Raw genomic sequence first — 20,397 nt, 5'->3', positions numbered from 1 at the left:
TACATATTATATGTACGAAGGCATTTCATTTACACAAGATTCTTGACGCTACCCAAGCTTCTTCATGGTTGCCTTAGAAGCAACAACCTTGGCACCTTTAGTAGTACCTGGCTTAGTGAACAGAGCATTGGTACCCGTTGATTCAACGTTGAAAGCTTTGTTGTTTACGGTCAAGTCGGTTTCAGCACCGGCTTTAGCGTATGACTTTGCTGAAGCGTTAGTTGAAACGGCAGCAACAGAGACAAAGCTAAGAGCAGCGAGTCCCAAATAAAGAGATTTCTTTAAACTGGATTGCATAATTTTTCTTCCTCCAAACATAATATATGTAATTTATCAAGCAAGAATAGTATAACCGAAGTTAGCGTATTTGTTAAGAATTATATTCCACAAATTGTTAACCGCCATTAGCTATCCCCTAACTACGACATTGATTATAGACGGATAAGTCCCGTTTAACAAGGATTTACCCTTCTTTGTCGTGGGAATGAAACAATAAGCCGGTCTTTGTAATATTCTTGTCATCTAAGTTAAAGTTGTCGCAAGTTATTAAAATATTAGTAACGCACTAGCTGATTCCATAACATACTTAGCGATTTTTTAAAGCTTAATGTGTCGTTAAGGAAAGTCACTTTACTTGCAAAGAATCTCCCTCGGATATACACTGTGTTCAATTAAATGAAAGGGGGTGATGCTTTTTGGCAACTGGAAATAGTTACCTCAAAGTGATCGCTTCCGCGGAGAACGGAAGCAATTAACCACTTTAAGGTGAGCGTCGGCGGATTTATTCGCCGGCGCTTTTTGCTTGCAGAGTGCGCAAGCAGGCGGTTAGCTGGCGAGCATTAACGTCGATAAGGTGATAATCCCGGGCTTGGATTATTGGCTTATCGGGGTTAAGCGGAGTCAGCTGCCTGCTGTAGCACGTTTCGACCATAGAATATGAATGCCACCCCCTAAGACCTGAGAACACCCGCTCTCAGGCCTTTTCTGATCTCAAGGATTAACACCTAGTCTTTCAAAGTACTCCCGATCCTCATTCCAACCGAAGCCACCCAACGTGAATCCCTTAAAACTGCTATCTAAGCCTCTTCCCATCCCCACCACCCATTCACCCAAATCTTCTCCCACAAGTGACTAAGCCACGCTCTAACCCCAAATAACAACGTCCCACTTACCACCCTCACCACTCAACCTCTTTCCTCCCCAAAAATTCACACAGACAAAAACGACCGGCAATCTCCCACCCACCAACCTTCTCAGTGGGTAAACGGATCACCGAATCGTTTTATCTTTTCCTATAATAAGTCAATTCTCAAATTTCAACTCTTACCGACCACTAAACAACTGGCTTAGCCGCATGCAGGGCCGCCTTAATCTGGTCACCCAGTCGGTGCATCCCCTCGTCAATCGTCTCGGGAGCCAGACCGGTGAAGCTCAGCCGGAACCCGTTGCGGACATTGCGGTCCGGGTAGAAGTTCGTTGATGGCACGTAGCTGACGTGAGCCTGTGGAATAATCGTATCGCTCAGGAGAGCGTCGGCATCGAGTTCTTCGGGTAAGGTCACCCAATCGAAGAACCCGCCATCTGGCCGCGTGAAGGTCGCCTCATCGGGGAAGTAGTCCTCGAGGGACTGAATCATGGCGGCACATTTCCGCTGGTAGTCGGCCTTTAAGATGTCGACGTGAGCGTCCAGGTCATTGGCCGTCAGGTAGGCGTCAATGGCCGCGTGGACGATGTTATTAGCCTCGAGGTCACTGGCCTGCCGCGCCCGCAAAATTGCCGTCAAGAGGCCACCATCGGCCACCATCCAGCCCGTCCGCAACCCGGGCATCAGAATCTTCGACATGCTGGAGACGAAGATGACCCGGCCCTCGGTATCGAAGGCCTTCACGGCTGGCAGTGGTAGGTGTTCATACCCGAGGTCGCGGTAAGGCGAGTCCTCGAGAATCACGAAATCATACTTGTTGGCTAAGGCCACCAGCTGTTGGCGCTTAGCCACACTCATCGTAATCCCGGTCGGATTGTGATAATCCGGCACGGTGTAGAGTAATTTGATATTAGGATGCTGCTTCAGAGTATCCTCCAACGCATTCAGGTCGATCCCATCATTTTGCAGGGGAACGCCGTAATACGTCGGCGCATAGAGGTCAAAGGCGGCCAAGGCCCCCACATAGGATGGGGCTTCCACCACGACCTCATCGCCGGGATTCAGTAACGTCTTGGCCACCAATTCGAGCGCCTGTTGGCCCCCGACCGTTAAGACCACGTGATCCCGGGTCGTCTGAACCTGGCCCCATTTGCCAATCCGTCGGGCGAGCTGATCGCGTAAATCGGCGTTCCCCTGCGACGTCTGATACTGAAACAGGTGTGCACCGTGATTGATCATCGCGGTGTCGAAGGCTGTGTGCATGGCCTGGACCGGGAAGAGGTCCTCATTAGGACTCCCAGCCGCAAAGGAGATGGCGCGTGGGTCATCGTCCTTGGGAAAGAGACCACTTAACGCCGACGGTACATCTGGATTAACGCGTTGTGCTAATAAGTCTTTCATCATCGAGCTCACCCTTTCTAGTCGTGCCCGGCCCCAACCAGACACGCTGACTACCCCATTGGGTGTGGAATGATCCCAACACCCAATAAAAGCTTCCTGGCTTTCACAGAGTATGATAGAATACCGGTGACAGAAAAACGAGTTCAACTATCTCAAAATTGCGTGAATGTAATTCATCTTAACCAATCGGAGGGGGTCACGCACGATGTTACCATTTGCTTATCGGGTCTTTCAGACCATTGTTCAAGAACATACCTTTTACCGCGCGGCACAGACGCTCAATGTGACGCCGTCTGCGATCAGCCACTCAGTCAACCAGCTGGAGAAGGAATTGGGTTTTCCACTCTTCATCCGGAATCGTTCCGGGGTGGAGCTTACCACGGACGGACAGAGCGTCCTGCCCCTGATTCAGGCAATCATCAATGCCGAGGATCGGCTCCAACAGGCCGCGGCCAATATCCACGGCTTAAATGCCGGGTCGGTGCGGATCGGGGCATTCTCCTCGGTCTGCATTAACTGGCTGCCGCCGATCATCCGCCAGTTCCGCCAGGACTACCCGCAGATCGCCATCAACGTCGAACAAGCCGGCTTCGGCAAGATTGCGGCGGACGTCAAGACGGGACGACTGGATCTCGGGCTGTCGGCCTTGCCCGTCGCCGAGAAGCTCACGGTCCTGCCGCTGGTACGCGACGAAATCTACTGCATCACGTCCAGTGACTTCGTCCCCGCTAACCGCACGACGGTGACGGCGGCCGACCTGGTCGACCAGAACTTCATCCTCCAACGCGGCGACTACGACAAGGACACCAAGGCCGCGTTGGACCACTACCAGATTCGACCGAACGCCCTGCGCTTCTCGATCGACGACCAGTCCATTCTGGCGATGGTCGAGGCCGGCATGGGCATGGGGATCTTGCCCGAACTGGCGCTGGAACGCGTGACCGGGAACGTCAACGTCTACCCGTTCGACAAGCAGTTCTACCGGACCATCTGTCTGGTGGTCAATGCCGAACAGGCCAAAGCGCCGTCGACGGCCAAGCTGTTGCGAGCCATTACCGATTATGTAGAGGCAACCTACCCAGATAAGGTCTTGACGCATAGCGCTGGCAAATAAATGATTAAATATGCAGAAACGGCCTCGCAGATGAATGCGAGGTCGTTTCTTTTGGCTGTGGTGACGTTATGTGGGGCGGGGCTATTGGGCGGCAAGGACAAGGTCGGCGAAGGCTTTGCGTTGGTCGCGGGTCATCTTGTGCGTGTCAATGAGGTCACTGTCGACGTCGAACCAGGCATTGCCATCATTGTTGGACCAAATAATGTCGGGTTCGGTCATGGGATCTTCGTCGAGGCCTTCGGGAGTGAAGATGGTAATGTCGTGGGCGAGAAGTGTGACGTCGGCGTCAGTGGCGGCACCGGCTAACCAGACGGTGGCTAGGGAGACTAGGGTTAGTTTGATGGTTTTCATTGTGAACACTCTCCTCTATTGGTTTTGTTTATGGGTTCAGTATAGCTTTTGGGGGTGTCACAATGTGTCAGTTTATTATGTAATGACAAAACTCACGAAAAGCTTTGCCATCTTTAACTATCATCGCTGTTGCAAGCGGCGACCAGCTTCAACCAATTTCTCTAACTCTTCGACCAAGACGTAAACCGTTGTGGCTGGGTCTCGTTGCGAATTAGGGGTCGCTCGGTATTCCGCATAGCTTGCCATTAGCTTTTTTGCCCGACTTATCGCCGTTTGCCGCCGGTCCGGAGTCAATAACTCTAAGATACTCTGATCGTTTTTCTGATAGTCAGTCGCTAATCCATTACGAACAAGCTCTCTAGATAGCTTGTCATAATAAGTCTTGCGATCAACCGCTGTTGTTAAATAATCAAAGTGCAACACGTACCACAATTCAAAACAATTATTGCTCCAAGCCGCATGCCACTTTAACTTCTTAGCCGTCCTAATGGCCGTATTAAAATCTGCGTCAGGGAAATCATCTTTGTCAAAGACTAACCAGACATTCTCATAAATCTTCTCGTCTAGCGCCTGCTCTTGCTTCACGTAGTCTACCAGCTTCTGATTACTTTCTCCGCAACCTATCACTCTGACAACTGGGCTTGCACTAATACCTTGATAGGCTTCATTAATCAACTTGGCCCATTCGTTAAAATAGGCCACCTCTGTCACGGTCCCCTCACTCACAATCAAGTAGCTTCCAGGGAGAAGAATTCGCTTCTTTTGTCGAGCCTTTTTCCCAATATGTCGACTCATCGGCTTATCCTAACTGCCGCAAATTCGGCGTTGCTCGGAACTTCCCCAACAGATAATCCTTCCCATAGCTGGCGTCATTGCGAACCTTCTGATTATTGGCATCGCGCAGAGAATCCAACGAATACAGGTCAGAACACCCATCTTGATCCTTGTCAACGAACCAGATTTCATCACGTCGCAAGTCACGTTTATCTAGGGTCACGATGTCTTGGGTACTGAAGATCAGCTGTGCATGATGGGGATTTGTCACATTAGAATGGAACATGATGAGAATATAGCGCATCAATAATGGATGGATCTGAGCGTCCAATTCATCAACAACCAATAGGCCACCAGCTGACAACGTCTGATGCAAGTCGACGTAAAGTACCAGCATCTTGCGAGTTCCACTAGACTCGGCAGAAATTGGCGTCTGCATGAGCTTCCCCGTTCGCGGATTGCGATGGTAACTCACGACATGCTTCTGCTCCTGACGTTCGGTCAAAGGATCCGAAGTCGTGACGACACCTAGCTTGGCAATTCCCACATCAATCGCCTGAATAAAGTGCTCAAGAGCCGACTTCTCCTTGTCATCTTCTAACAACGTAATGAGTGGGCTCAATGCGGTATCGGATCTCATCCGCTGACTCCCATTGCGAACCTGTTCCACATTTCCGTAATCAACGCTATGAAGGTCCTTAAACCAGTTCAGAACTTCAGTTGCGGCCGAAACCCCAACCCGTGCGAAAGTTGATAACAACAAGGCGTTTTGTGGCACCAGCTGAATCAATCCCATCACATCGGAATTAGCCACCCACGCCCCACTTATCCCATCTTCATCACGGCGATACAACTCGAGATAGCGCTCGCCAACCTTCGTTTTATCCCGCTGGTAAAGGAACTCTTCATCAACGAGTCCCTGATGACTGCTAAAACCATACTGATAGATCGTGTCGTTAGTGGAAAAAAGAACACTAAATTCCGTAGGCGTGGTTGGATCTTCAAACCAGTATGGCTGAATTCGCTGAAGAGCCGCTTCATCGGAAAAGGAAACGAGCACGGCATAGGCCATCATTTTAAGCGCAGCCAACACATTACTCTTCCCCGAAGCATTCGCCCCATAGATAGCAGCTAACTTTAAAACTTTCTCGTGGCTCGCATCCACCACCACATCATCTGGAATCTCTTTAATCGCGGACGCCGTCATATCAAGCGTGACCTCGTCGCGAATTGATTTAAAATTTTTTATCGTCAACTGATGGAGCATGGCAATCACCTCTTCTGAAGGATACCTGTTATTGCCACGTTTTACAAACATTTGAGACTTTTTCTCAAAAACACTAAAAAGGCGACCGCATCCCTCTCGGAGACCGGCCGTCCTTTCAGGTTGTGATTCAGCTAGACAGGGTCAGGTTAGACCGTTGGTGCGGGCACGACCGGCGCGAACAGGCTGGTCTTAGTGGTCTCAATCATGTCGGCACTCACGGGTTCGGCGTACAAGTCGCCGCCGTCCTTGGCGAACAACCGGGCTTCCGCAATCTTGGCCATGAGGGCTTCGATTTCCTTAGGCTTCAGGTCGGTGTTGATGTATTTCAACCGGAGGTGCTTGACGCGCTTGTCGGTGCCTTTAAAACTCATTTCTAATGCTTTCATTGATGGATGACTTCCCTTCTTAGTTGGCTAGGCGTTAGGCAACGGTACTTTGTGTGGAGACGGTGGCAGTGCGAAACGTGAGGCCGGTTAAGGTCGCGAGCGTCGCGCCGAAATCCGCAATCTGCGTGGCTTCCGGGGTGCTGATGGCGTTTTGTAACGCGATCTTGACCGGGTGGTCGCCGTCGTCGATGAAGATAAAGGTGATGGTCGTTTTCTTCCAGTTCGTTTGCATGGGTGGTGCTCCTTCCGTGGGGCTGAATTTTGTAGTGGTTGGCCAACCCTTACACTACTACTAACGAAATTCGGGCCGATTTTTTCGCATGTTTTCGCAAATTTGTTAAAAGAATCGGTCCGGTGGGGTTAAATGTTTAATGAGTCGGCGCGTTAAGGAAAGCCGCCAGCGGTACACCGTGGCGAGGTTCACGCCATGCCGGGTCGCAATCTCGGCGGCCGTCAATTGGTCGACGAGGGTGCCCACTAGGAAGCGCCACTCGCCGGTATTGCCCGCCGCACCAATCAATTTCACCAGATACGCGCGGTAATCGGTCAGACCGATGCTGGCTAGGACGTCCTCATCTGCGGGCACGGTCGTCAGGAGTTCCTCCTGATCGCCGGGCGCCTGCCGATCGTCTTGACGGCGGTCGCGGCGGAGTTGGTCCGCCAGTGTCCAGGTAATCTTCTGTTGGGCGTAGGCCAGAAACTGATGCGGATTAGCTTCCGGATCGTCGGGGAACTCGGCATAAACCGCCGGAAAGAGGAGCCGCGCCTCTTGGAGATAGTCCTCGTAATCGTTCTGGGCGGGCGTCAAGTGTAGGCGTTTCAAGGCCCCGTACAGGATTGCCTCGTGGTCGCCAGTAAATAAGAAACGGTAAGCCGGAGTTACGTCGTTGTCCATGATGAATCATCCCTTCTCGGTGGTGATCCATAGCGCTATGGTCAATGCCTACCCTACCGGACTTTCGGGGCGTTGCCAAACCGGGGTTCGACGGTGATCTAGACCAATTATGAGGCGACCAGGGGCAACGGGTTACCCCGCAAACACTCGTTCGCTGAGGTGGGAAGTTGGGCGGGTGTTTGGGGAAATTTGGGTTTGGGGCGTAATTACGGAAAATTTGGGCGGAAAATAAAGTTTAATTTGGATAAAAAACGGCACCCGGAGAGTTAGCTCTGGGTACCACCTTTGTGTTGCTGTAATGGGTTGATGCTGCTTCTGAAACGCGTTCCCCAAGGCAGGGGATTCCGCTTAACCCCGCTAAACCAATAATCCAAAACCGGGATTATCGGCTTAGCGACGTTAATGCTCGTCCCCTACCGCCTTGGCTCACACTCTAATCTACTGGAACTCCCGCGCCGTGAACACCTCCGGCCGGTGGTTGCTCATCAGGTAAGCCGTACCATCACTGGCGAAGCTCAGCCCTTCGAACTCCCGCCGTGATGCGAAGTGCGTCCACAGAACATCCCCGCTGGTCAGGCTACCACTACCCGCGAGCTTCTTGACCGGCAGGCTGGCGATAGACTCGTCGGCCACCAGGTACAAGCGCCCGTTACTTGGGTTGTAGGCCATGCTCTGAACGTGGGTGCCGGGCCCATGTTCCAGGATCTGATGCGTCAACCGGAAGCGCACATGGTTGCGGCTAATCGTCCCCTGGTAGATGTAAACCTCGTTGCCATTTGGCCGCGTCCAGAAGTAAGCTCGACCTTGCTTGTCAAATGCCAGCACGTGCCCGCCAGGAACTGCGAAGCTCCCCGCCTTCAGCCGGAACGTCACCTTGTGCACGGGCTTCAAGCTCGTTTGACTCAACTGTTGGATGACACCTTCCTGGTTGACTGGCACGGCCGGTGCGGACTCACGGTCCTGCCACATGTAGAGCTGGTGGGTCTTCCAGTCATAGGATAGCGACTGGCCGTGACCGGTCACGAAAGCCGGTCCAATCTTGATGGCCGCCGCGATGGCCTGTTCGTGCTTGTCGTTAGCCGCCGAACTGTGGTAGACCCGCTGGATGTCCAGTGGCGATGCATTTAGACTCGCTAATTTTGCCATATCCAAACGCACCATGCGCCCCCGGTTATGCCAAGTCATCGGACAGTAAATCACGTAGAGATAGTGGCCCACCATCGTCATGCTCTGGGGATCGCCCCAAGCCTCGTTGCGGTAGCCCGGTTGTGGTAACAAATACTTGGTCGTGAAGGTCACTGCGGTTCCCTCATCACTGGCAATCGTATTCACACCGTGCGGATGAGCCGCCTCGGCATATGAGCTCGGTGCCGTAATAAAGTGAACTTGAGTGTCCTCTAACGGTCGCAAATTTCCCGGCGCCACTAAGGCCGCCGATGACTGTCTAACGCTACTCATCGCGTGTGCAGATACCGTTCCGGCGCTGCCCAAGCCTAGGCTCAGAACCAACGCGCCCCACAAATAGATTCTTCTCATAACCGGCCACCCCCTAATATTTGACGCCAGTATACCGGTGTCGATTGGATCTGGGGCGTTGTAGGGTTTCGATTACGCGGGAAACTTACTAATTCATGGGGAATGGCTTAGTTCGGATCGTTAAGGCGTGCGCCTGCGGGCACCGGACGCCACCCCTGTGGGGCAGACCTGAAGCCTGAGGAACGGTCTTCAGGGCAACCTTGAACCTCGAAGCTCACGAGTTTCAAAGTTGGCCGTGCTCTAAGCCGAGACAAAACCTCGGCTAAGACCACCGACACGGGGGTTCTGTCCGGTGCCCTCCGGCTGAGGCTGAGCTAAATTCAAACTCAGAGCTTGACACTTCTAAAAGTGTGTCTTCCATATTCGTATCAATCCTCTTGCTTTAAAAATAAGGGCCGTCCTACTACTCTTAGCTTGATGTTGAACTTAACTTGATATAATATAAGTTTGTACACAGCAACTTGAAATGTACGAAAAAAGAAGCATCAGGAACGCAATCCTGATACTTCCAAGCTGTAACGACCTGCTTGCAACGGCCATACCGCCTAGCGACATCGAGTTACAGTTTAACAGTCTTAAACCATTAAACCGTTTCTAGCTGCCCGCTAAACGGTTTTTCTTTTACACAAGCAATTTTAGAGCAATGACAAGAATCCCGAGAATTCCAATAATTCCCGCGAATACAACAGCTACCAGAATGATTGTCATCCCTTTTAGCTGTGATTGCTCCGACAGGCCGGATAGCCCTTTGAAGGCTGATCCAAGCCACTTCATTTTCATAAAGTTGCCGAATTCCCCAGTAATATGCGGAATTAGTGTCATCAAAAAACGTTTTGATCTAGCACCATCTCCATCTTTTTTAGACTTCGATGCCGCTAAGATATGACCAAGTCCCTACAACAGGATAAAGCCTACCACAGTTTGCTTTGGTTAGCTTAGAGCTTTTTTGCTGATTCTGATATTTTTTTCTAGCACTCAGTTCAATTTAGCTTGTTACTAAAATAGACCAAGTTCACAACAATCATGGAGCTTCATGCATCTCCAGGCCATTGTGAGCTTGGTCTATTTTTTACGGCTTAATTCATCTTATTCAAAAACGCCGTTTCATCCAAATCTGATCATTTGCTTGAAGCAGCGTAACTAGTTAAATCTCATCAATTTTCTAACGACGCGTTCAATCCTAGCCGGAGGAGGCCAGGGATGGAGCCACCGGGCGACTTTGAAGACACGTGCTCTTCGTGACTTCAAATCGAGCGAGAAGCCCAAGGGGCTGAAGCGTCCCCACAGCAGGCGGAATCCCTGGCAGCCGCAGGCGGCTAATTTAAACTTGATCTTAAACCGTTAGTCATTAACCGGTGTCCCCGTATAGAACACCGAGCCAGAAGTCTTATGAACCCCAAACACCCGGGTACTGAATTTGGCGGTCCCAACAGTAGACTGGACGTGATAATAGTCCCAGTCACTGTGAGCGGCATACTTCCGTCCCTCGGTATCCTTCAATTTGACCGGATAAATCAACAAGCTCTTTAAGGGCTGATCGTGCTGGGCAATGCTCAAGCGAACCGCGTTACTTGGCGTATACGGGATAAACAAGCACGCCACCGCCACAATCAGAATTCCTAAGAGAATGACGGCTCGTCGCCGCATATTCCCTGACTTTTGCTGCGTTTGTTTCATCACGATTCCTCCGTTCGTTTAAGCGCCGACGTCAAAGGTCAAAGTGCCGTGGTAAAAGAGGTGTCCCGCTGGCCGCCAAATCCCGACCTCATTGCTGTCATAGCCACCCGAATAAGACAGCACCTTGTGGTCAAAACGGTAATAATCCCATGTGCGTTTGCCAGAAGACGTGCGCGTATCGGTCCGTGACTCCTTGACGGTATGGCCTTGAAATGCCTGAAGTGGATGGCCATTACGTAAGATGGTGAAGCGGACCGTATTTCTGGGCGTCACCGGTAGGAAGAACAACAACTCGGCCACAAGTAAAACCAGGATCCCGCCAAATAACCACCAGAGAAAATGGCGTCTATGTAAGTGTTCTGCCACGATGCTCATCCCCCATCCCTTGTTGTTAGGCTTATCATACGCCATCTTGTGAGGGGGTGTTCTTATCGGCTATAAACTTATAAAATATCTAAACTAGTTTAGTAAAAAAACTGCGACCGTAGTCACAGCTTTGGATTTCACATGGCCGAAACGTGTTCCCCAAGGCAGGGGATTCCGCTTAACCCCGCTAAGCCAATAATCCAAACCCGGGATTATTAACTTAGCGACGTTAATGCTCGTCCCCTAACCGCCTTGGCTCGCACTCTGTTTTTCCTACCACCAATTCCGGTCCCCAACGAACAACTCAGGATGGTGATTGGTCAGGAGATATGGGGTGCCGTCCTTGGTGAACGTCAGGCCCTCAAACTCCCGCTTGGGTGAGAACTCAGTCCATTTGAACTGCTTATTCTTCAGACTGCCCTTGCCCACCAGCGACTTGGCCGGGAAGCTCGCGATGGAGTCGTCCGCAACCAGATATAGCCGCCGATTGTGCGGGTTGTACGCCATGCTCTGCAGGCGCGTCCCCGGATTTTGCTTCAGGAGCTGGTTGGTCATGCGGAAGTGAACCTTCTTCCGCGAAATGGTCCCCTTGTAGATCAGCGCGGTATGCACGGTTGGCTTGGTCCAGAAGAAGGCATTGCCGTAGCGGTCAAACGTCAGCACGTGGCCACCGGGCTTGGAAACGTGCCCCGACTTGAGTTTGAAACGAATCTTATGAATCGGCGCCAGTGACTTCCCACTAATCTGGGCGATATAGCCATATTGATTCATGGGTACGCGCGGCGCAGACTCCTTGTCGATCCACATGTAGAGGCGTTTGTGCTTCCAGTCATAGGCCAACGACTGCCCGTGACCGGTGGTAAATGCCGGGCCAACTTTAACGGCCTTGCGAATCGCCAGTTCCCGTTCGTTGGTTTGCGTATATGCCGTTTGAACCTCGATCGGCGTCGCACCCATCTTATCTAATTTCTGCTTATCATAACGGACGACACGTCCGCGATTCTTCCAGCTGGTCGGACAGTAAATCACGTAGAAATACCGGCCATCAGTGGTCAATCGTATGTAAGCCAGCCGTTGGAATCGCATTGGTATTCGGTTGGACTAACCGTAAATCAAAATTGGAAATGACGTCCCCCTTGGTCCCCGTTTCCCGGGTAATCAAACGAACGTATGGTGCCTTAACAGCGGTGTGATCTAACGTAAAACTTTCAACTTTTGCCATTATTTGCCAACTCCTTTTGAGATTGTGGGTACTCCTTTACTGTACACCCCTAACGGCCACCCTGGCTAATAATTTGGACGGGTAAATGACGTGGTCTCCTGACCATTTGGTTAGTCCGAATTTGATCAAAACTGGGCACGTCACCATCCCCTTATCGTGGTCCTCGCTATACTGGGGGCAAATTGACGAAAGGGGGCCTTTGCCATGCGTCAACTTAGCTCAAAGCCACGCCACCTGTTAGTTCGGCAGCATCACTGGCGGCGGATCATGGCCCTTGTTGGCCTACTTATAGCGCTAATCGGTCTGTGGGGGTATCACGCCTGGCAGACCGCACAGAACACCTTTGCCGGTGCCTACCAATCCGCCGGGATTCATCCCGATGACAGCCTGATTACCAGCGGCAAGCCCTTCGCCGTTCTCCTTCTCGGAACCGACACCGGCGCTCTGGGGCGGCACGACGTCGGGCGGACGGATACCATGATTGTCGCCACGATTAATCCGCAGACCCAGACGGCCAAGCTAACCAGCATCCCTCGCGACACGCTGGTCGACATCTACGGGAGCCAACAAGACGATGAAAAGATCAATGCGGCGTATCCGTTATATGGCGCTAAAACGACGCTGAAGACCGTCGAACACCTGGTGGATATTCCAATTCATTATTACGTTTTGCTCAACATGGGCGGTCTGAAACAGATGGTTAACGCCGTCGGGGGCGTCACGGTCAAGCCACTGCTGACCTTCCACTACGAACAGGCCAACGTGACCAAGGGCGTGAAGATTCACCTCAATGGAGCCAGCGCTCTGGCCTACTCGCGGATGCGTGACCAGGATCCCTTGGGCGACTACGGCCGCCAAGCCCGACAACGCCAGCTGATCAAGGCGCTCGTGGTCAAGGAAGCCGGCATCAGTTCCATCCCCCGCTACCAAACCGTGCTGGGGTCGCTTCAACACAACATCCAAACGAACCTCACCTTCAACGACCTGATGTGGCTACGTTTCAAGGACGCCCACACCAGCCGCCACATCGACTCCCAAACGCTTCAAGGGCAGCCAGCTATTCTGAATGGCATCGACTACCAGGTGGCGCCACAATCCGAGATCGACCAAGTGTCCAACAGTCTGCGACGGGCCCTGAACTTGCCGGCGGTGGGGAACTTCCAGACGGATGCGTTAGATCCTTTGGTATTTTAGCCAAAAACTAGACAAATGGACCGCCAGAACAAATCGTCCGGCGGTCCATTTTAAGTTGTTTTAATTTTTCAATAGTCTAGAGAGCCTCGGCCGACTCCTGCTTGACGTGCGTGAGTTCTTTGCCATTGGTTTCAACCGAATAGGTATCTTTGTATTTAGAACTGTTATGGTTGACGACCAACGTGTAATACAACACCACCGTATACGACTGACCACCGTTGCGGGTAATCTGCATGGGTCTGGTCCACGAGTAGGTTCCCTTGACGGATGCCTGATCGGCTTGATTCTGTTGGCGCTTGGTAATTAAATCTTCAACTGCGCTGGACGTGGCGTACTTTCCCATTTCTTGGGCCCGTTGCTTGTCAGTTTTCTCCGTGACGACGAAAATCTGATAAGCAGTGAAGTATTTCTGAATCGCGTTCTTAATGGAACCTGTGGCCGCCTGGGACTTCTTGGTCTCTGCGCGCGACGACTGGTCTGCCTGTTTCTGTGCGTCACTAGAGGCACTCGCCGAATCGGCAGCGGCTTGTGAAGATTCGGCCGCCTTCTTCGCTTGCTTAGCACTGACGCGTGAGGCACTGGCTGCCTTGACCGATTCCGACTGCTTAGCCTTCGATTCCGAGCGGACGGAAGCCAGTTCGGTCTTCAATTCCGCTTGCTTGGCATCGGAATGATGTTTCATCAGAAGGACCCCAATTAGGCCAATGACCAGCACGGCCACAACTACCAGAATTACCCACATCATTTTCTTGTGAGAATGCTTGCGGTTACCCGCTCTTTTTCCTATTGAATCACCATTTTGTTCAATTTTCTTGCTCATCCGGAGGAGTCCCTTCAATCTCAAATATATTAACAGTATAGCATGGATCTCCTCTTTTGCTGAATCGTCTTCTAAAACGGGTGAGATATGAACAGACCCTCAAGATTGGAAAACTCTTGAGGGCCTGTGTTTTAATTTTTTCTGTTTAAAGCTGAAACTTAATCTTAAGCTTTGTGCGATAGGTTTGTCGGCTTTTCTGTTCGGAATTGCCGCAGTCTTGAACGCTTTTGCAAAAGTGCTAACGGCTTATGCCAAAGTCATCAGAGCAAAAGAAAAGAACCGTCGCTAACTTGGCCGTCTGCCCGGTTCTTTGCATTGCAATGTAATTAGGTAAGCTGTTGCTCTACGTCTACCGTGTTTCTGCGCTGATTATAGCACAGAGCACGGTATTTTTGTATTTCTTTAAACTGAAATTCAATACCTCGCGTATGATCACCCAATCTTGATTAATCAATTAATAAGAAAGCTTCGTGAAACTGTCCTATGGATTAGTTCACCTCGACTAGCTAATCCGCCGATCTCAGCCGCAGGGTGGTTCCGTAGGGGGCTCAGTGGTGTCGTTTGCCTTAGTGGCGTGGTTTTGGCCGCTTAGGCAAAGGCCGAGCTTGTAGACTTTCGCCCTTTGAAAGGCTTCAAGTCGTGCCCACTACGTTCCAGCCCCCTACGGAACCGCCCGGAGGCGCGGTCTTAATCCCCAGTGAAAACAGATCCCAGTAAAAAAGGGCAACTCGATCGAGCCACCCAACACATTAATCGTTAGTCGTTTGATGTTGCCGCGCCTGCCAGATATGCCAGCCAATGATCAGAACGCTAGCATCCCCGAGCAATGTACCCAAGGCGATCAGCAGGTTTCCAGAAGCCGTGACCATCAGACCAGACGTCGCGGGCACCCGGGCCAACAAGCCCAGAAAAGTCGTAATCCACAGACTACCCAACACAGCGGGCAACCAGGAATTTGGATGAACGTGGTTCTGCCACCAGGTGAGGCCGGTGACCAGTACGGCAAAGATGAGCAGTACGAGACTGCCACCGCCGCGGGTCAGGTAAACCAAGCCAACCGGCGGAATCGTCTTCGCGGCAATTCGCATCGCCACGAGCAAGGCAATAATCACGATCAGCCACGCCACGACGCGGCCCCGTTCGGTAAACCGCGGCGTCAGCCAGATACCAATGACGAGGGCGACGATGAACAGCGCATACTCCACGCCCACCAGCAATAGCTGAAGCGGCACGGCGGGCAGAATGACGCCGGGTAAAATGGTCCCCAAGGTGAAAATTAACAGCGGCACCAAGAGATCCCAATTCCACCACCAGGGACGGCGACTGCCGGCCTTGCCTAACGCGATAGCAATCGTCGCGGGCCCGCCGCCGAAGAAGTCTTCGGCATCGCGTCCGGCCTTTTGCGCCGCGATAATTTCGGGCAACAGGTCGTGCAGCTCGCGCTGGAGCACGGTTTCCTTACTGAACTTGGCCTGTTGGCGCATATTTTCCACGAGATCATCCCAGTACGCCCGGTTTTCCGGGGACAGTTGGTCTCGTAGCGTTGCATTTTCCTTAATAATTGTTGCGATTCGCGCCACGACCGACACACCTTTCACAAATATTCACTAATCCCATGATAAGGAAGTTACCTGCCAAACGCCATTAATTTATCCCGCAAATCGCAGACCAACGAACAGGCCCAGTGCGGCCAGGAGTAGACCACCGCCGACGCTAGCCAGCCCATAGCCCAGTGCGGCGCCGTAGCGACGTTGGTCGAGCAACATGACCAGTTCGTGACTGAAGGTCGAGTAGGTGGTGAAACCGCCGAGGACCCCGGTGCCCAAGATAACGGTTGGCCAGGTGCCCCAATGCCAGCCGGTGAGCAGGCCCAGTAATAAACTCCCTAATAAGTTGATCACTAGCGTGGCAAATGGCCACCGATTTCCCCAGCGACCGGTCACCCATTTCGTCGTGGCATAACGACTCAGTGCACCCGCTGCGGCACCCAGGCCGGCCAACGCGGCCATCAAGGTTCCACCAGAGGTAGGCCCCACCAACGACGGGCACTCCAGACACCCAGAGTGCTACAGACCAGGCCACCAAGAACGGTGACCGCCAGATAGGCCGTCGCCAGCCCCCACTGTTGCTTTTCGAGCAGGTTAACCGTCGTCAGACTGAACGTGGAGAAGGTCGTAAAGGCCCCCACACCGCCGACCCCGAGGCCCACGGTCAAGGCTTCCGGCCACTTGGCGGTCAATCGTCGAGCGTGTGACAACCAGGCTAACAGGCCACTGCCGAGCAGGTTGATCAGCACTAGACTCCAGGGAAAGCCCGCACCGGTTGGGATAACCTCCCCCAGCCAGTAACGCAGACTCCCACCCAGGAAGCCACAGATTAGAATCGCCAGTACATTTGCCACACCTTCACGTCCTTTGTTTTGAAACGGATTAGTTCATTATAGCAAAAAGGGACGTCGCGACCACTGCGGCGTCCCCATGAATCATCAAATCATTCAACGTTTAGTGGAACTGCATCCCACCATCGACTTCTAACGTTTGTCCAGTAATATAATTTGAATCGGGACCGGCGAGGAAGGCGACTCCGGCGGCGACATCTTCGGGTTCGGACAGGCGACCCAGGGTGATATCCTTGGCGAACGTCTGCATGCCCCACTCGTCGTCCTTACCAGCATTCTGCCCGACCTTGTGAGCAATATCAAACATCATCGGCGTCTTCACAATTCCCGGTGCATAGGCATTTGCCGTGATACCTTCGGCGGCTAAATCCCGGGCAGCCACTTGGGTAATCCCCCGAATGGCAAACTTAGTCCCACTGTACAAGGCTAAGTTTGGATTTCCGACCACCCCAGCTTGCGAGGTAGCGTTGATAATCTTCCCGCCATGCCCGAGTTCCTTTAATTTGGCGTGTGCAGCCTGAATGCCCCACAGGGTTCCGGCCACATTCACGTGGTACACTAAATCAAACTGTTCTGGGGTAATCGTATCGATCGGCGTCGTCGGCCCTAAGCCGGCATTGTTGACGATCACGTCAAACCCACCGAGTTCATCGGCCGTCGCGTTGACCGCGGCAAAGACGCTGTCGCGATCGGCTACATCGACCTTCACGGCGCACGCCTTGCCACCATCGGCTTCGATGTCAGCGGCAACCTTCTTGGCATTGTCTAAGTTCAAATCGGCAATTGAAACCGCAAACCCATCGCTGGCTAAACGTTTGGAAATGGCTTCCCCAATTCCTTGTCCACCGCCAGTAACCATTGCTACTTTACCATTTGATGCCATGTGCCATTCACTCCTTCAGAATAAGTAGATTCACAGGTACACCCTCATTCTACCGGAAAGGATGAGGCAATGAAACCGATTTCACTTCAGGAATCTTAACTCGCTAGATCATCAAATGGGTTTACCAGTTCAAACGTCGTCAGTGACGCCTTTCGACCCACCAAACAGTAAGGACTCATTGTGACGAAACTAACAAAAAGCAGGCAGGAACCGCTGATTGCGATTTCTGCCTGCTTCTTAAATCTGCTTTTAATTAGTGCGTCTTAACCACCAAATCCAAGGCGGCTTGAAGCTCCGTCTGTTGGTCATCGGTGAGTTGGTCCTGGCTGACACACTGTTTGACGTTTTCTGCCACCACAACCCCCATCATCCGTTCCACGCCGGAACGAACGGCGGCGAGTTGGGTCAGAATGTCCTGACAGGGACGTCCCTCATCGACCATTTTTACAATTCCCTGCAGCTGGCCATCGGCGCGACGCAGGCGATTCTTCAATTGACTAGAAGTCGTTTGAACCATTAAGCACTCACCTCAGTTAATTTTTCATCGATATACTTCTTCAACGCGGCCTTAGGATGGAAACCCACGACCTTTTCCGTTGGCATACCGTTCTTGAAGACCACCAACGAAGGAATACTCATGATTCCCAGCGACTGCGCGAGGTCCTGGTTCTGGTCCACGTCGAGGGAGGCAAACTTCACCTGGTCGCCGTATTCCTTGTCTAACGCCTCTAAAACTGGCGTCTGCATCTTACATGGCCCACACCAAGTGGCCCAAAAGTCGACAACAGTGACGGCGGTGTCGTCCCCCACGTGTTCGAAATCCTTACTGGTAATTGCTTGCATGTCTGCGTACCCCTTTTCAAATTTGATCGTGAAATCAGTATACCCCCGTAGGTATGTTTTGGCTAGGGTTTTGCATTCTTATTGAGTTACTTTCATGTTAAATAACGGCTACGAAGTGCTCTGCCGCGCCTTCCGGGCGGTGTCTGGGAGGCTGGAACGCGGTGGGCACGTTGGGAAGCCAAAGAGCGGTCTCCCCCAGCGGCCTGATTGTAAGGCGGCCAAAGACGCCACCTAACAATCACGACACGGCTGAGCCTCCCAGCCACCACCCTCCAGGCTGACACTGACGTTACTTCGGAAATTTGTTGGTTCCATTCCAACTATGAACATGCCACCGTGGTCAACAAATTCTCAACAAGCTATATCTAACAATCCTATTTTTCCGAACTGGATGAAATAGAACAACTCAAAATTTGGAAGAGCACGCCGACGCCACGATTACCAAAGCTCATTGAATGTCAGAACACAATCGACCAGGACACAGAGGCCACGCCATCATTCATTTTGGAGAGCCAAACACGTCTCAGTATTTGGCAACGACCACTCTCAGCCGGAGGGGCCAGGGTCGGAGCCCTGTGTCGGGGCTGTTGGGTCGGCGATCCTGCCGGCCTTACAGCCCGGGACGTCGCTAAGACCCACGCTTTTGTGGGGCTTAGTGCGAGTCCGAAGACCGCCCTTTGGCTTCGGGCGTGCCCCACAGGACGTAGACCCTGGCCACCGCAGGCGGCCCAATACCGCCAAGATCAAAAAAACCGAGACACGAGGTCCCGGTTCAAAGATTCAAATAGTCAGATTAAGCTTCCTCTGGGTCCTTGTCGACCCCAGCGGTCAGGCGTGGATGGTTGTTTCCACGCTTCGTTTCCTTTTCCACGGCCTGTTGGGCTACCAAGTTCAGGTAGTTGAATGGGTCGTCGAAGTTTGGATTGAACAGCATGTCGACGAAGGCCAAGTCATCAATCGTGTTGCGGTTTTGAATCGCAATCGAGATGGCATTAGCGGACTGGGCAACTTCATGTTTACTGAAGAATTGGGCCCCTAAGATCCGCCGATTCTTCCGGTTGTAGACCAGGTTAATCGTCAGGTCGTCAGTCGTTGGCATGTAGCTTGGCCGCCAAGTGCCCTCGAAGGTCACTTGATAGGCATCGAAGCCGGCGTTTAAGGCATGATCGATGGTCAATCCGGTTGAGGCTAACGTCCGACCGAAGATGACCATGGCTGACGTGGCTTGCGTCCCCATGTATTTTTGGATATTGCCGAACACGTTAATCCCGGCCAACATTCCTTGACGGACGGCGTTGGTGGCAAGTGGCGTGTAAGCTGGCTTACCAGTTGGATTGAAGTTAACGACACTGGCGTCCCCACAGGCAAAGATGTCTGGGTTCGACGTTTGGACGTAATCGTTAATGATGATTGCGCCTTGCTTGTTCATTTCAACCTGACCCCGTAAGAGTTCGGTGTTTGGTACGAACCCGGTACAAACCACGGCTAAGTCGGCCGTGAAGTCCCCGTTCGTGGTTTCGATAACCAGTTCGCCATTGTCATTCCCGGTAAAGGAAGTGACGCGCCGATCCAAGAGCACTTTGACCCCTTCATCGGTAAGGATGCTGACGATGTGATCTGAGAGGCCCTTGTCGACGTAGTGGTTCAAGATGATGTCACGGGATTGAATCAATTGGACATCGTGACCCGTCCGTGCATAGCTTTCAGCCAATTCGGTTCCGATATAACCAGCCCCGATAATGGCAATTCGCTTGTTATCCTTAGCGGCCTTGTCGATGGCCACGGCTTGTTCGTAATTCTTACATAACATGACCTTGTCTTCGTCGATCCCAAAGATTGGTGGGACCGTCACCGTTGACCCGGTGGCCATGATTAATTTGTCATAAGTATCCGTCTTCATGTCCCCAGAGTCCATATCGACCACTTGAACGGTCTTGTTCTCGGAATCAATCTTGATGACGTTGTGACGCGTCAACACCTTTGCCCCAGCTTCGGTTAATTGTTCCGGGGAAGAATAAAACATGTCTTCTAGATGTTTGACTTGTCCGTCTAGGAACAGAGAAATCCCACAGGTAGCGTCAAGAATCTTGTGTAAATGAAATGCCTTCGTACATATAATATGTATC

The 20,397-nt window shown here is 52.0% G+C and carries 22 protein-coding genes and 2 pseudogenes; 2 read left to right on the top strand and 22 right to left on the bottom strand.

Annotation, left to right across the window (positions count from 1 at the left end):
• Nucleotides 1-48 precede the first annotated feature (48 nt).
• Both IV54_RS05785 and IV54_RS05780 read right to left on the bottom strand, forming a co-directional pair.
• Nucleotides 49-297: a hypothetical protein gene (locus IV54_RS05785; protein WP_057878451.1), complete on the bottom strand. Its 249-nt coding sequence runs from the start codon at nucleotides 295-297 to the stop codon at nucleotides 49-51.
• Between the two features lie 1,036 nt (nucleotides 298-1,333).
• A complete protein-coding gene (locus IV54_RS05780) occupies nucleotides 1,334-2,545 on the bottom strand; it encodes an aminotransferase-like domain-containing protein (RefSeq protein WP_191980407.1) in 1,212 nt (403 codons plus the stop codon).
• A gap of 205 nt (nucleotides 2,546-2,750) precedes the next feature.
• Here IV54_RS05780 and IV54_RS05775 point away from each other — a divergent pair, with 205 nt between their 5' ends.
• Complete coding sequence (locus IV54_RS05775; RefSeq protein WP_057878449.1) at nucleotides 2,751-3,659, top strand: LysR family transcriptional regulator; 909 nt, start codon at nucleotides 2,751-2,753, stop codon at nucleotides 3,657-3,659.
• Between the two features lie 81 nt (nucleotides 3,660-3,740).
• Here IV54_RS05775 and IV54_RS05770 read toward each other — a convergent pair whose 3' ends face one another.
• The 12 genes and pseudogenes from IV54_RS05770 to IV54_RS05715 all read right to left on the bottom strand — a co-directional run.
• Nucleotides 3,741-4,010, bottom strand: a complete 270-nt coding sequence (locus IV54_RS05770; RefSeq protein ID WP_057878448.1) for a hypothetical protein — start codon at nucleotides 4,008-4,010, stop codon at nucleotides 3,741-3,743.
• A gap of 120 nt (nucleotides 4,011-4,130) precedes the next feature.
• Nucleotides 4,131-4,805: an RloB family protein gene (locus IV54_RS05765; RefSeq protein ID WP_057878447.1), complete on the bottom strand. Its 675-nt coding sequence runs from the start codon at nucleotides 4,803-4,805 to the stop codon at nucleotides 4,131-4,133.
• Between the two features lie 4 nt (nucleotides 4,806-4,809).
• Complete coding sequence (locus IV54_RS05760; RefSeq protein WP_225416338.1) at nucleotides 4,810-6,102, bottom strand: AAA family ATPase; 1,293 nt, start codon at nucleotides 6,100-6,102, stop codon at nucleotides 4,810-4,812.
• 95 nt (nucleotides 6,103-6,197) lie between these two features.
• Nucleotides 6,198-6,437 carry a DUF2922 domain-containing protein gene (locus IV54_RS05755; RefSeq protein WP_057878445.1) on the bottom strand — a complete coding sequence of 80 codons (240 nt, stop codon included), beginning with the start codon at nucleotides 6,435-6,437 and terminating at the stop codon, nucleotides 6,198-6,200.
• Nucleotides 6,438-6,471: 34 nt separating this feature from the next.
• Nucleotides 6,472-6,669: a hypothetical protein gene (locus IV54_RS05750; protein ID WP_057878444.1), complete on the bottom strand. Its 198-nt coding sequence runs from the start codon at nucleotides 6,667-6,669 to the stop codon at nucleotides 6,472-6,474.
• 105 nt (nucleotides 6,670-6,774) lie between these two features.
• Complete coding sequence (locus IV54_RS05745) at nucleotides 6,775-7,332, bottom strand: sigma-70 RNA polymerase sigma factor region 4 domain-containing protein (protein WP_057878443.1); 558 nt, start codon at nucleotides 7,330-7,332, stop codon at nucleotides 6,775-6,777.
• Nucleotides 7,333-7,770: 438 nt separating this feature from the next.
• Nucleotides 7,771-8,868: a hypothetical protein gene (locus IV54_RS05740; protein ID WP_057878442.1), complete on the bottom strand. Its 1,098-nt coding sequence runs from the start codon at nucleotides 8,866-8,868 to the stop codon at nucleotides 7,771-7,773.
• 621 nt (nucleotides 8,869-9,489) lie between these two features.
• Nucleotides 9,490-9,648 carry a hypothetical protein gene (locus IV54_RS11860; RefSeq protein ID WP_237756678.1) on the bottom strand — a complete coding sequence of 53 codons (159 nt, stop codon included), beginning with the start codon at nucleotides 9,646-9,648 and terminating at the stop codon, nucleotides 9,490-9,492.
• Between the two features lie 561 nt (nucleotides 9,649-10,209).
• Nucleotides 10,210-10,545, bottom strand: a complete 336-nt coding sequence (locus IV54_RS05730; RefSeq protein WP_057878440.1) for a hypothetical protein — start codon at nucleotides 10,543-10,545, stop codon at nucleotides 10,210-10,212.
• 18 nt (nucleotides 10,546-10,563) lie between these two features.
• Nucleotides 10,564-10,956, bottom strand: coding sequence for a hypothetical protein (locus IV54_RS05725; protein WP_157054366.1), 393 nt, complete (start codon nucleotides 10,954-10,956; stop codon nucleotides 10,564-10,566).
• 228 nt (nucleotides 10,957-11,184) lie between these two features.
• The gene (locus IV54_RS05720) at nucleotides 11,185-11,967 is read right to left on the bottom strand and encodes a hypothetical protein (RefSeq protein ID WP_237756677.1); all 783 of its coding nucleotides are present in this window, start codon (nucleotides 11,965-11,967) and stop codon (nucleotides 11,185-11,187) included.
• Nucleotides 11,960-12,133 (bottom strand): annotated as a pseudogene (locus IV54_RS05715) (S-ribosylhomocysteine lyase); the annotation flags it as partial. The gene IV54_RS05720 and the pseudogene IV54_RS05715, both read right to left, overlap by 8 nt.
• Nucleotides 12,134-12,337: 204 nt before the next feature.
• Between IV54_RS05715 and IV54_RS05710 the strand changes: the two are divergent.
• Nucleotides 12,338-13,327 (top strand): LCP family glycopolymer transferase, encoded by a 990-nt coding sequence (locus IV54_RS05710; protein ID WP_057878437.1) that lies wholly within the window; start codon nucleotides 12,338-12,340, stop codon nucleotides 13,325-13,327.
• A gap of 76 nt (nucleotides 13,328-13,403) precedes the next feature.
• Here the strand turns inward: IV54_RS05710 and IV54_RS05705 are convergent, their stop codons facing one another.
• The 8 genes and pseudogenes from IV54_RS05705 to IV54_RS05670 form a co-directional block, all read right to left on the bottom strand.
• Nucleotides 13,404-14,147, bottom strand: coding sequence for a hypothetical protein (locus IV54_RS05705; protein ID WP_057878436.1), 744 nt, complete (start codon nucleotides 14,145-14,147; stop codon nucleotides 13,404-13,406).
• A 749-nt stretch (nucleotides 14,148-14,896) separates the two neighbouring features.
• On the bottom strand, nucleotides 14,897-15,727 hold the full coding sequence (locus tag IV54_RS05700) for a DUF1129 domain-containing protein (protein ID WP_057878435.1): 831 nt from the start codon (nucleotides 15,725-15,727) through the stop codon (nucleotides 14,897-14,899).
• A gap of 69 nt (nucleotides 15,728-15,796) precedes the next feature.
• Nucleotides 15,797-16,156 (bottom strand): fluoride efflux transporter FluC, encoded by a 360-nt coding sequence (locus IV54_RS05695; RefSeq protein ID WP_057878434.1) that lies wholly within the window; start codon nucleotides 16,154-16,156, stop codon nucleotides 15,797-15,799.
• Nucleotides 16,156-16,548 (bottom strand): fluoride efflux transporter FluC, encoded by a 393-nt coding sequence (locus IV54_RS05690; RefSeq protein ID WP_057878433.1) that lies wholly within the window; start codon nucleotides 16,546-16,548, stop codon nucleotides 16,156-16,158. Before IV54_RS05690 ends, IV54_RS05695 begins: the two co-directional genes overlap by 1 nt.
• A gap of 100 nt (nucleotides 16,549-16,648) precedes the next feature.
• Nucleotides 16,649-17,428 carry a (S)-acetoin forming diacetyl reductase gene (locus IV54_RS05685; RefSeq protein WP_057878432.1) on the bottom strand — a complete coding sequence of 260 codons (780 nt, stop codon included), beginning with the start codon at nucleotides 17,426-17,428 and terminating at the stop codon, nucleotides 16,649-16,651.
• 253 nt (nucleotides 17,429-17,681) lie between these two features.
• Nucleotides 17,682-17,945, bottom strand: a complete 264-nt coding sequence (locus IV54_RS05680) for a metal-sensitive transcriptional regulator (protein ID WP_057878431.1) — start codon at nucleotides 17,943-17,945, stop codon at nucleotides 17,682-17,684.
• Nucleotides 17,945-18,307: pseudogene (gene trxA / locus IV54_RS05675) on the bottom strand (thioredoxin); the annotation flags it as partial. The pseudogene trxA and the gene IV54_RS05680, both read right to left, overlap by 1 nt.
• 757 nt (nucleotides 18,308-19,064) lie before the next feature.
• The coding region (locus IV54_RS05670; RefSeq protein WP_057878452.1) for an FAD-dependent oxidoreductase at nucleotides 19,065-20,397 on the bottom strand (1,333 nt) is incomplete at its 5' end.

It is taken from the genome of Levilactobacillus paucivorans, from assembly GCF_001437125.1.
In the GTDB taxonomy this organism is placed as follows: Bacteria; Bacillota; Bacilli; order Lactobacillales; family Lactobacillaceae; genus Levilactobacillus; species Levilactobacillus paucivorans.
This window is presented reverse-complemented; position numbering and strand designations above follow the sequence as displayed.